11 protein-coding genes are annotated in these 10,805 nt (G+C 68.3%); 4 read left to right on the top strand and 7 right to left on the bottom strand.

Features of this window, described 5'->3' with window-relative positions; translation table 11 throughout:
* Positions 1-170 precede the first annotated feature (170 nt).
* The 4 genes from Pma05_RS41795 to Pma05_RS41780 all read right to left on the bottom strand — a co-directional run bounded on the left by Pma05_RS41795 (position 171) and on the right by Pma05_RS41780 (position 1,930).
* Positions 171-560, bottom strand: a complete 390-nt coding sequence (locus Pma05_RS41795; protein WP_203863087.1) for a VOC family protein — start codon at positions 558-560, stop codon at positions 171-173.
* Positions 547-879 carry an ArsR/SmtB family transcription factor gene (locus Pma05_RS41790; RefSeq protein WP_239314198.1) on the bottom strand — a complete coding sequence of 111 codons (333 nt, stop codon included), beginning with the start codon at positions 877-879 and terminating at the stop codon, positions 547-549. The genes Pma05_RS41795 and Pma05_RS41790 overlap by 14 nt, the downstream gene beginning before the upstream one ends.
* Positions 880-901: 22 nt before the next feature.
* Positions 902-1,342 (bottom strand): SRPBCC domain-containing protein, encoded by a 441-nt coding sequence (locus tag Pma05_RS41785; protein WP_203863085.1) that lies wholly within the window; start codon positions 1,340-1,342, stop codon positions 902-904.
* Positions 1,343-1,435: 93 nt separating this feature from the next.
* Complete coding sequence (locus Pma05_RS41780) at positions 1,436-1,930, bottom strand: Lrp/AsnC family transcriptional regulator (protein ID WP_203863084.1); 495 nt, start codon at positions 1,928-1,930, stop codon at positions 1,436-1,438.
* A gap of 109 nt (positions 1,931-2,039) precedes the next feature.
* Here Pma05_RS41780 and Pma05_RS41775 point away from each other — a divergent pair, with 109 nt between their 5' ends.
* Positions 2,040-2,954 carry an SMP-30/gluconolactonase/LRE family protein gene (locus Pma05_RS41775; RefSeq protein ID WP_203863088.1) on the top strand — a complete coding sequence of 305 codons (915 nt, stop codon included), beginning with the start codon at positions 2,040-2,042 and terminating at the stop codon, positions 2,952-2,954.
* A 405-nt stretch (positions 2,955-3,359) separates the two neighbouring features.
* Entirely contained in the window at positions 3,360-3,971 is a 612-nt protein-coding gene (locus Pma05_RS41770) for a TetR/AcrR family transcriptional regulator (RefSeq protein WP_203863083.1), read from the top strand.
* 53 nt (positions 3,972-4,024) lie between these two features.
* On the opposite strand, the gene Pma05_RS41765 is transcribed toward Pma05_RS41770, so the two are convergent.
* The 3 genes from Pma05_RS41765 to Pma05_RS41755 form a co-directional block, all read right to left on the bottom strand.
* Positions 4,025-4,342, bottom strand: a complete 318-nt coding sequence (locus Pma05_RS41765) for a hypothetical protein (RefSeq protein WP_203863082.1) — start codon at positions 4,340-4,342, stop codon at positions 4,025-4,027.
* A gap of 64 nt (positions 4,343-4,406) precedes the next feature.
* Positions 4,407-5,303, bottom strand: a complete 897-nt coding sequence (locus Pma05_RS41760; RefSeq protein WP_203863081.1) for an SDR family NAD(P)-dependent oxidoreductase — start codon at positions 5,301-5,303, stop codon at positions 4,407-4,409.
* A 333-nt stretch (positions 5,304-5,636) separates the two neighbouring features.
* Complete coding sequence (locus tag Pma05_RS41755) at positions 5,637-8,795, bottom strand: AfsR/SARP family transcriptional regulator (RefSeq protein WP_203863080.1); 3,159 nt, start codon at positions 8,793-8,795, stop codon at positions 5,637-5,639.
* A 146-nt stretch (positions 8,796-8,941) separates the two neighbouring features.
* On the opposite strand from Pma05_RS41755, the gene Pma05_RS41750 reads away from it, so the two are divergent.
* Positions 8,942-9,838, top strand: a complete 897-nt coding sequence (locus Pma05_RS41750) for an NAD(P)-dependent oxidoreductase (RefSeq protein ID WP_203863079.1) — start codon at positions 8,942-8,944, stop codon at positions 9,836-9,838.
* Positions 9,831-10,721 (top strand): NAD(P)-dependent oxidoreductase, encoded by an 891-nt coding sequence (locus Pma05_RS41745; RefSeq protein ID WP_203863078.1) that lies wholly within the window; start codon positions 9,831-9,833, stop codon positions 10,719-10,721. Before Pma05_RS41750 ends, Pma05_RS41745 begins: the two co-directional genes overlap by 8 nt.
* The last annotated feature ends 84 nt before the right edge of the window (positions 10,722-10,805 follow it).

Here is a 10,805-nt window from a genome sequence, read left to right as displayed (position 1 = left end):
TCACGTAGGAATGCCCGCGAAACGGCGGCGCCACGCGGACGCGTTGTACTGAGGGCCTCGTCATGATCTTGTCACGTTCACCTTCGAATGTAGTCATCGTCAAACCCGGCTGGCACCTCCCGTCGCAGTACTAAAGAAGCGCCATTGGGCCCTGGCGTAAGATCCCCGGGCTACTCGGCGCTCTGCTCTGCGAGCAGATGTACGACACCCGCCGGATTCTTGATCCAGTGGGTTCTGGAGCCGAGGTTCTTCAGGGGTTCCACCTCGTCACACGGGTGGATACCGACGTCGGCCAGCTTGCCCGTCGCCGCGTCCAGGTCATCCGTGTGGAGTTGCAACCAGAGGTCGGGCTGACTGTAGTTGTCGACACAGTCCAGCCACAGCGTATTGAGACCGAACCGCACCGAATGAGTTCTCGAGACGGTCGGCGCGTAGGAGACATCGTCCTCCTTGACCTCGAAGCCCAGGGTGTCGCGGTAGAAGGCCACGGTGGCCTCGTACTGCGCCTTGGGGATCTTCATGGCGATGTTCAGGCCGGCGGTGAATTCAGGCTCGTGCATCGTTGCGTGACTCCTTCGTGTCGGTGGCGTCCAGTGCGCGTTCCAGCGCGATCAGCCGGTCATCCCACCGGTTGGCGAGCGTGGCCAGCCACACCTGGGCCGCGCGAATGGGGCCTGGTTCCAGCCGGTAGGGATGGCGACGGCCGGACGGTTCGCCGGAGCTGATCAGGCCCGCATTGGCGAGCTGACCGAGGTGCTTGGCCACCGCCTGGCGGCTGATCGGCAACCGTCGCGCCAGATCGGTGACGGTTGCCGGCCCGGCACGGACGAGCTCTTCCAGCAGCGCCCGCCGCGTCGGATCCGTGAGCGCGGCGAACACCGCGACGGCCTGCCCCTCCGAATCAGGCGGCGGCATCGAGGTAGGCCCCCAGATCGACGAGCTCTGCGTCCCAGCCCTGACTGTTGGCCTGGTGGGCGGTCCGGGCCACGTCGGCAGCGGCCTGGGCGAACCCGCTCTCCACGAGGCGCAGTCGGGTGCCGTCCGGTACCTGCTCCAGAGTGAACTCCACAAGCGTCTGAGCGGCGTCGTTCCCCGGCAGGTACTCGATTCCCCACCTGAACGCGAAACGGTGTGGTGGGTCGACAACCGCGATCGTGGCGACGGATTCCTGGTCGAGGTCCTCCCAACGGAAGTACGCTCGCCCGCCGGGCCGCAGATCTATCTCAGCCACCGAGCCGAACCACCGTGAGAGCCCTTCGGCAGTGGTCAGCGCGGCCCACACCCGCTCGATGGGGTGCCGCAGCACCGTCTCGCGTTCGATCCTGTCTGAGACCACGCCCACCCTCCTTGGCAACCTTTGTGTTGCCATCACTATAGCAACTTAGAGGTTGCGATAGCTGCCCGCAAGCCCTCGGGCCGCGGCGTCGGCCCGGCCCTAGGGTGGTGGCACGTCGGCACTCGCCGGGTGCGGTTCGCTGTGCTGGTCGAGCACGCTTACCGGACGTTCGAAGAAGGTCTCCAGTACGACGATGGCCTGGGTGCCGGTTACCCCGTCGATGCCGAAGATGCGGCGCAGCGCCGCTTGCAGGTCTTCGGTGGTCGCGGTACGGATCTTCACCAGCAGTGACGCCGCGCCGGCGATGATGTGCGCTTCCTGGATCTCGGTTATGGCCGCAAGCGCGTCGCGGGTAGGGGCGTCGCCCATCCACGAGTTGGCGTTGACCATTACGAAGGCCGACACGCCGCGATCGACGGTGGCCGGATCGACGTCGACGGCGGTCCGGCGGATCACGCCGCGTTCGCGCAGCTTGCGCACCCGGTCATGGGCGGAGCCGGCGGACAGGCCCACCGCCTTGCCCAGCGCCGCGTAGGACTGGGTGGCGTCATGCTGCAGGTGCGCCAACAACGCCCGGTCGATGTCATCTACCATGCTGCCGCCCCTAGCGAATGTGACCTAAGCAATTGACGTGTTGACCATACCAGGTTCGGCAGGCATATGCTCTTGCCGAATGATGATCCGATGCATGGGAGGCGCGGCGATGACTGGCAGTGTTCCCGCTGAGTTCCGCCTGCTGGACGAGCGGTTCCGCAACTGCAACGGCGACTTCGTCGTCGAACGGCTGCACACCGGTGCACGCAAGACCGAGGGGCCGGCGTACTTCTCGGCTGGCCGCTACCTGGTGTGGAGTGACATCCCCAACGACCGGCTGCTGCGCTGGGATGAGACCACCGGCGCGGTCGGCGTCTACCGCCATGGCTCAGGCTACGCCAACGGCAACACCGTGGACCGCCAAGGCCGGCTGGTGACGTGCGAGCAGGGCAACCGGCGGGTCACCCGCACCGAGCACGACGGCACCATCACCGTGCTCGCCGACCGCTGCGACGGCAAGCGGCTCAACAGCCCCAACGACGTGGTCGTCCGCGCCGACGGCACGATCTGGTTCACCGACCCGAGTTACGGCATCGACGGCGACTACGAGGGCAACAAGGGCGACAGCGAGTTCGGCGGTGCCTGTTACGTGTTCCGCCTGGACCCCGCCACGGGCGATCTGCGCATCGTGGCGGACGACTTCTGCCGCCCCAACGGCCTGGCATTCTCCGCCGACGAGAAGCAGCTCTACATCGTGGACACTCGGCAGGAACCGAGTCACATCCGCGTCTTCGACGTCACGGCCGACGGCACCCTCGACGGTGGGAAGATCTTCGCTGAGTGCGACTTCGGCCGCTTCGACGGCATCCGTCTCGACGACGCCGGGCGGGTGTGGGCCGCAGCCTGGGACGGTGTGCACTGCTTCGACCCCGACGGCACCCTCATCGGCAAGCTGCTGCTACCCGAATCAGTAGCCAACCTCACGTTCGGTGGCCCGAAACGCAACCATCTGTTTATCACCGCCGGCACCTCGGTGTACACGCTGCGAGTCACCTTCAACGGCGCCCACTACCCCCAAGGCTAAAAGCGAGAAACGACGAGCGACACGATGCTCCCCGATACGCCCGACCCGATCACAACGACAGCGGCGGCCCAACAGCGCATCGCCCGCGAGCTACAGGTGGACCCCGTCTTCGACCCGGCCGCGAGATCGAGCAGAGGGTCGCGTTCCTCATCGACGCACTGACGACACCGGCCACACCGTCCCTGGCGCGGCATCAGCGGAGGCATCGACTCAGCCATCGCCCGCCGGTTGTGCCAGCTCGCCGTCGAGCGGGCACGCCACGGCGGACACCACGTCGTTGTGGCTTCTCGCCCAACTCCGCGCTTTCGTGGACATGGCGCCCGAGGTTGGCGCCTTGCGCGAGCGGCAGGCGGACGCGGGAAAGTTGGATGATGTCCAATCTTGTACCGCTGGTACGTTGTGCTCGTGACTGAGGCACCCGGCCTGCGTGAGCGCAAGAAGCAACGTACGCGTCGTGAGCTGATCGAGGCGGCGCTGCACCTGTTCGACACTCGAGGGTATGAGGCCACCACGGTTGCCGAGATCGCTGCCGCTGCGGAGGTGTCCCGTGCGACGTTTTCCAACTACTTCTCCTCGAAGGAGGAGATCGTATTCGCCGATGGCCCGCTCCGGGCCGAGTTGCTGGCGGAGGCGATTGAGCGACGCGCACCGGGAGACCCGCCGGTGAGCGTGCTGCTGGGCGCGGTGAAACAACTGCTGGGTGCCTCGGGGTGGTCCCTCGATCCAGCGAGCGGACTTGTGTCGGTTCGCGCCCGGCTGATCGCTTCGGTCCCCGCGCTGCGCGCCCGGGCGCTGCTGGAGGTCGCGGCGCTGCAAGGCCAGTGGAGTGCGTTGTTGGTCGCGGCGTTCGCGGGCGAACTCGACGAGGTGGAGGCGGCGGCCCTCACTGGTGCGGTCATCGGTGCGGTCTTCGCCGTTGTCGGTCATGAGCTCCGGCAGGGGAGCACTGGGCAGCCCCTGCCGGAGCTGGTACGGCGTGCCGCCGCGCTGGCGTTGGCGGCGCCAGCCACCGGGTGAGACAACGAGGTCATCCTGGCGTTCGTCTGGACCAGGAGTCTGCCGCCCGTTCCTCATTCATCCGGCTTCCCCGGGTCGTCCGGTGGGCTGGTACCCGGATCCCGCGTTTCGGCCGTCCTCGGTGCTGACGTCGGTGTTCTCGGCGATCCGGGTGAGCAGTGGTGGGTTGCCACGCAGATGGCCAACTCGGCCGTCGAGGGTTCCAACGAGGAGTCGCGCAGGAGGGCCCGGTTCAACGCGAACCAGGCCGCGAAGGAGCCTTCCGCGTGGGCGTACATCTGCACCACCCCGAGGTCCATCCCGATACCCTCGATGATCGAACGGTGCTCGGGCGGACTCTGGGCGAGGTCTGGATACGGTATCCGGGTCATGGCCATTCCTCCGGTTAGGGATTCGGGCACGCGTGGCGGGAAGTCCAGCGTCACCTTCGGATCGTCAGGACTGTTCGTCATGAATGGTGCGGCGGAAGTCGGCGAGGCTTCCCCCAACCGGGTCGGTCCCCGGGATCCCGGCGAGGATGGCGCTGGTTCGCTCGGTGATCAGCTCGACCCCGGCGTGGTCGGTGAGGATGTAGAACTGATCGGCCTCGATGGCTCGCACAACCATGTTTCCGACCTCGTCGGGCGCGACGCCGAACTGGCGTAGCGCCGCGTCGATCTTCGGGGTCATCTCGTCGATGCGGGTCTGAGCGCGCCCGAACGTAGCATCGCCGCCCCGCTGCGCAGCGACCACGGCACGCGTACTGTGCGCGATGTTCGTGGTGACGCCGCCGGGACATAGGACCGTGACGCCGATCCGGTGGCCGCTACGTTCGTCGAGTCGCTTGCGGAGTGCCTCCGACAGGCCCACGACGCCGAACTTGGCCGCCGTGTACATGCAGCCGACCCCCGCGACGAGCCCAGCGGCGGACGCCGTGTTCACGATGTGACCGGGAGCATCCCGGTTGAGCATCCGGGGCAGGAAGGTCTGGATCCCGTTGACGACACCGCCGAGGTTGATGCCGACCGCGAGATCCCAGAGTTCGTAGCTCATGTCCTCGATCGCCTCCGGGAAGGCGATCCCGGCGTTGTTGCACAACACCGACACGGGGCCGAGGCGCGCTTCGGCCTCGTCCGCGACCCTGGCGTATCCAGCGCGGTCTCGGACGTCGAGATGGAAGGTATGCACCTCGGTCAGGGCCGCCAGTTCGTCGGCGGCCGACGCGAGTGCCGAGTCGTCTATATCGACAAGGGCCAGTCTGCTGCCATGCCGCGCCAGGCTTCGCGCGATGCCGAGCCCGATGCCCTGCGCCGCACCAGTGATGAAAGATGTCGTACCCGCGATCCGATCCATGATCCTTGTATAGCATGCAAACTTAGGCAGTGCCTAAGTTTGCATGCATCCCAACACCCCGCCCGGGTCGACCACCGCGCCTGACCGCCCCCGGCACATCCCGTAACACCTCCGGCCCGAGTGAGCGATGCGGCTCAGTCCTCGGCGCGTCCCTCGCATCGACGGCATCCACGGGCGCAAGCCCTAAGCCTCGATCCGTCATCGGGTCGGCCTGTATCGGGGTCCGAGTTGGCGTGTAGATGACCAGAGTGCTTCTGGGCTGCGCCGGCATTCGCCGTCGGCGAACTACTCGCCGCATCGGCAAACAGTTACGGAACGCTCGCCGGGAAAGGCTCAATGACCATGCCGGATTCCTTCGGCCCCGCACTCCTCGGTCTGGCATGTCAGCCCTACGTCACAGCGTTCGTCGACGCCCGCCGAGAACTCCGCGGCGAACGCTTCTTCGCCGAGGGCCGCTAGAGATCTGGCGGTGATGCGGTCGACATCGCCGCGCTCGGCCTTCGGCATGGAGGCTCCAGCCGATTCGCGGATCCGGGCGGCCGTGCCCAGTAGGCGGGCAGCCTGCACCGCCTGCCCGGCGAGGGCCTGCGCACCGGCGAGGCCCTCGAAGGCGAGAGCGAGTGCCCTGGGGTCACCGCCGGACCGTGCGACGGCCAGGCCCTCCCGGTGCAGCGCCAGGGCGCGGTGTTCGTCGCCGCGTTGCTCGGCGAGGAAGCCAAGTTCGGCCAGGAGGAGGGCGGGGCCGGGGCCGAAGGCGACCCCATGGTGCCACTCCAACACCTTGTGTAGGTACTTCTCGGCGACATCAAACCTGCCTTCTCTACGGGCTCCGAGGGCGAGGCCGATCTCGGCATGGATCTCGCCTGCTGTGTAGCCGTGCTCGGCGGCCAGGCGCATCGACTTTCGGTGGAGTTCTCCGGCTTGCTGGAAGTCACCGACCAGCAGGGCGATCCTGCCGAGCCCGGTGAGCCGGTCGGCGGCCTCCGTCCAGAACCCCAGCTCCTCGGCCAGTTGGAGACCGTTCTGGTGCATCTGTGCGGCATGCTCGTAGTCGCCGGTGATCTCGGCCAATGCTGCCAGTGGGTACGTGGTCTGCAACCGCCCCCAGCGGTCGCCCAGTTCTTCGAAGAGCGCGTGGCCGTGCTCGCCGGTGCTGCGCAGCGCGGCGAGGTCGCCCCGCATGAGAGCCTGCTTGGCCCGGGTGCTCTGCGCTGCGGCGATTCCCCAGTGGTCATTGACGGTACGAAAGTCCGCGAGGGCCCGATTCACCAGGCTCTCGCTGCGGGCGAGGTCCCCACCGCTGCTGAAGAGCGCGTAGCCGAGGAACCATTCGGCGCGTGCGAGGTCGGCCCGGTCGTCGGCGGCGCCATCGGATGCCCGGACCGGCCCGGTGTGCACGGTGGGGTCGCTGTCGCCTCCGGTCAGCAGGGTGAAGCCGGCATACCAGAGCGCGGCCTGGGCGCGGAGGGCCGCCGGGATGTCGTCGCCGATGGTCAGAGCCTCGCCCAGCGACCGTCGAGCCTCGCCCAGGCGGCCACGCAGGAACCAATACCAGGTCAAGGCGAGTGTGAGACGTATCGCCCCAGCCGGTATCTGCCGCTGGACGGCACGTTCCAGGGCGATACGTAGATTGGCGGTTTCGCGGTCCAGGCGCTTCAGCCACCGCTGTTGTTCGGGGCCGTGGAGCTGAGCGGCGGCCTCCTCGGCGAGGTCGGTGTAGTAGGCATGGTGGCGCAACTGAGCGGCTTCGGACTCGCCGGCCTCTGCCAGGCGTTCGTTCGCGTAGGCCGCGACCGATTCCGGGAGGCGGTAGCGGGGGCCGTCGACCACGGTGACGAGCGAGCGATCCACGAGTCGGATCAGTGGGGCGAGCGCATCCTGGTCGCGACCGCACACCGCTTCGGCAGCATCCAGCGTGCAGCCGTCGGAGTGGACCGCCAGGCGCCGCAGGACCACCCGCTCGTCCTCACTCAGCAGCTCCCAGCTCCAGTCGATCACCGCGCGCAGGGTCCGCTGACGCGGTGGCACACCACGGTGGCCGTCGGCCAGCAGCCGGAACCGGTCGTCCAGCCGGGCGGAAATTTCGTGTACGCCCAGTGCCCGGACCCGGGTGGCGGCCAGTTCCAACGCAAGGGGGAGCCGGTCGAGGCGGCGACAGATCGTCGCGACAGCGTCCGCGTCGTCCTCACCTATGACGAACCCGGGGGCAGCGGCCGCAGCGCGCGCGGCGAACAGGCGCTCGGCGTCAAGTTGCGGCAGTGGCGGCACCGTCCACACCGTCTCCCCAGCCAGCCCGAGGGGCTCTCTGCTGGTGGCCAGGATCCGCAGCCCGGGAGCGGCGGCCAGGAGCCTGCGGACGATGTCAGCCACCGAATCGATCACATGCTCGCAGTTGTCGAGCAGCAGGAGAAGCTGCCGGGTACGCAGCGCGTCCTCCAGACCCACTGTGCCGTCCTCACGGACCCCCAAGGCAGAGCTCAACTGCTCGGCCGCCTCGGTGGATCCGGCCAGGCTGATAACCCGGACGCCATCGGGGTACGTGTCGGCCGGTTGTCTGGCGGTCTCCTCCGCCAGCCGGGTCTTGCCCACCCCGCCGGGGCCGGTCAGTGTGACCAGCCGGTTGGCCGCGAGCAGCTCGCGTACGGTGTTCACCGCTTCACTCCTACCGACCAGGTCGGTTAGCGGGGCCGACAGCTTCGCCGACAACTCTCCGGGCGCCCGCGACCGGGAGGGCAGAGCCGTGTCCAACGCCGCATCGTGCTCAAGGATCGCCCGGTGGAGAGCGGTCAGCTCCGGACCGGGGTCCACGCCCAGCTCGTCGGCCAGTTGTTCCCGCAGCTCGGTGTAGGCAGCTAGCGCCTCGGCCTGCCGCCCGGCCCGGTACAACGCACGCAGTTGCACCGCCCGCATCCGCTCCCGTAGCGGATGGCGGGCCACCAACTCGCCCAGCTCACCGATCAGCGCGTGGTGCTCGCCCAGCTTCAGTCGGGTTTCGGCCAGTGCCTCAAGTGCCGCCAGCCGCTGCTCCTCAAGCCGCCCGGTCGCGCTCCGGACGAACTCCGCATCGACCAGGTCAGCGAATGCCTCTCCCTTCCACAGTGCCAGAGCATCCACCAGTAGGTCCGCTCTGGCGCGAAGGTCCGCGGTGGCGTATGCGGTGGCCGTCAGTTCGGCGAACCGGTCGGCGTCAACGTCACGGGGGCCGACCCGCAACAGGTACCCGGGGGGCCGGGATTCCAGCAACGCCTCGGCCCCGGGCTCGGCCTGGGCCAGGGCACGACGCAGCCGGGAGACCTTCGTCTGCAGGGCACCGGCCGGGTTGCCGGGCAGCCTGTCGCCCCACAGGTCGTGCACCAGCCGGTCGACCGACACCGGATGTCCCGCGTGCACGAGTAGGTCGGCCAGCAGAGCGCGGACCTTCGCCTCAGGGACGTCGACCTGCCTTCCGTCTGTCGTCCAGGCGGCGAGCGGGCCCAGCACTGAGAAGTACATGGCAGCACGGTACCCACCATCCGACAGGAGCCGGCCGAGTCCCGACAGCAGCTCGACAGACCCCCGACAGCGCCGGTCGGCACGGTGGTTCCACACCTCGGGGCACCGTCGGAGCGAACCCGGTCTATGGAGCAAGGAGCCTTCGTATGTCAGAAAACGAGAACCACGAGCGGTCCACGGTGTCGGTGATCGGCCTGGGCCAGATGGGCACCCGGCTGGCCCAGGCGTTCCTCGCCGCCGGCTACCAGACGACCGTGTGGAACCGCACCGCCGAAAAGGCCGATGCGCTCGTCGCGCAAGGTGCCGTCCGTGCGGCCACCGCAGCCGAGGCGGTCGCTGGGAGCACGTTGGTGGTGGTCTGCCTGCCGAACTACGAGACCGTGCAGGGCTTGCTTGGACCGGTGGCCGAGAGCCTGCGCGGCCGGGTGCTGGTGAACCTGACCTCCGGCACCACTGAGGCAGCCGGTCGGATGGCCGACTGGGTAGCCGGACACGGCGCGGAATACCTGGACGGCGCCGCGATGAGCGGCACCCGGCTGGTCGGGCGCCCCGAGGCACTGTTCGTCTTCAGCGGCTCTCCGGAGGCCTTCACCGCGCACCGGGTGGTGCTGGCGAGCCTGGGAAACGCCGTGCACCTCGGTGCCGACCCAGCATTGGCCCCGCTGTACGACACCGCCTTGTTCGGCCTGGCCTGGGGCGCGCTGGCCGGTTTTTACCACGCCGTCGCCCTGGTCGGCGCGGAGGGCGTCGACCCGACCGCCTTCGCCGCCGTGGCGACGGGCCACATGCCGTTCGTCACCTCGCTGATGGCCGATCACGCCCGCCAGATCGAGGACGGCCGCTACCCGAACGACGACGGCACCGTGGAGGTGCACGCGGCAGCGATGGAGCACCTCGTCGACACCAGCGAAGCCCAAGGCGTCAGCACGGATGTGCCGGAACTGGTCAAGGCGCTGCTGGACCGGGCAAGGGCCGCCGGGTACGGCGCCGATGGCATCGCGAGCGTCGTCGAGACGATCAGGAAGGGCGAGGGGCATGTCTGAGCAGGGAAAACCGACCGTGACGGTCCTCGGGCTCGGCCGGATGGGCACGCCGATCGCCGCCGCGTTCCTCAGCGCCGGTTACTCCACGACCGTGTGGAATCGCACTCCCGAAAAGGCCGACGCGCTTGTCGCGCAAGGCGCCATCCGCGCGGTCACCGTCGCCGAAGCGGTCGCGGCCAGCCCGCTGGTGATCGTCCCGCTCCTCGATTACAACGCGGTACGGCAAGCCCTCGAACCGGCCACCACCGCCCTACCCGGCCGCGTCCTGGTCAATCTCGCCAACGGTGCCCCGGAGCAGGCCCGGGAGCTGGCCGCCTGGGCAGCCGGACACGGCGCCGACTACCTCGATGGCGCGATGATGGCCCTGCCGCAGACAGTCGCCACCCCGGAGGGATTCTTCCTCTACAGCGGTTCCCGGAAGGCCTTCGTCACCTACCGGACAGAGTTGGAGGTGATGGCGGCCAGTCACTACTTCGGCGTGGACCCCGGTCTGGCGGAGATCCACGACCTGGCCCTCCTGGGCACCGGGTACGCGGCCCTCACCGGATTCCTACACGCCGCGGCGGTACTCGACGCGGTGGGCACCACACCGGCGGAGTTTGCCCCGCTGGCAGCCAGATGGCTGAACGGGATAGCGCAGTTCCTGCCCGAGTTGGCCCGCGAAGCCGGGTCCGGGAGGTACGAAGGCGGGGTATCCACGGTCGACCTGAACCGGGTCGGGGTGGACAACCTCATCCACATCAGCCGGGCCAACGGTATAGACACCGGCGTGCACGAACCGTTGAAGGCCCTGCTCGACAGACGGTCGGCCGACGGCCATGGGAAAGACAGCTTCTCCAGCGTGTTCGAGCTGCTGAGGCCACAGGATGCCCCGCAGAGATGAGTCCGCACGACGGCTCGGACGACGGCAGCGCTGCCTCGTCCGAGCCGGCGGCCCAGGTTGTCGGCCGTACTCGAGGACCAGCTC

It is taken from the genome of Plantactinospora mayteni (assembly GCF_016862935.1).
Lineage (GTDB): Bacteria > Actinomycetota > Actinomycetes > Mycobacteriales > Micromonosporaceae > Plantactinospora > Plantactinospora mayteni.
The sequence above is the reverse complement of the archived record's forward strand: the minus strand, read 5'-3'. Positions and strand labels throughout refer to the sequence as shown.

Excerpts from the sequence above, each read along its gene's own strand:
- Pma05_RS41755 (WP_203863080.1), bottom strand. The coding sequence starts at position 8,795 with ATGTACTTCTCAGTGCTGGGCCCGCTCGCCGCCTGGACGACAGACGGA.
- Pma05_RS41760 (WP_203863081.1), bottom strand. The coding sequence starts at position 5,303 with ATGGATCGGATCGCGGGTACGACATCTTTCATCACTGGTGCGGCGCAG.
- Pma05_RS41775 (WP_203863088.1), top strand. The coding sequence starts at position 2,040 with ATGACTGGCAGTGTTCCCGCTGAGTTCCGCCTGCTGGACGAGCGGTTC.
- Pma05_RS41765 (WP_203863082.1), bottom strand. The coding sequence starts at position 4,342 with ATGACCCGGATACCGTATCCAGACCTCGCCCAGAGTCCGCCCGAGCAC.
- Pma05_RS41750 (WP_203863079.1), top strand. The coding sequence starts at position 8,942 with ATGTCAGAAAACGAGAACCACGAGCGGTCCACGGTGTCGGTGATCGGC.
- Pma05_RS41780 (WP_203863084.1), bottom strand. The coding sequence starts at position 1,930 with ATGGTAGATGACATCGACCGGGCGTTGTTGGCGCACCTGCAGCATGAC.
- Pma05_RS41795 (WP_203863087.1), bottom strand. The coding sequence starts at position 560 with ATGCACGAGCCTGAATTCACCGCCGGCCTGAACATCGCCATGAAGATC.
- Pma05_RS41745 (WP_203863078.1), top strand. The coding sequence starts at position 9,831 with ATGTCTGAGCAGGGAAAACCGACCGTGACGGTCCTCGGGCTCGGCCGG.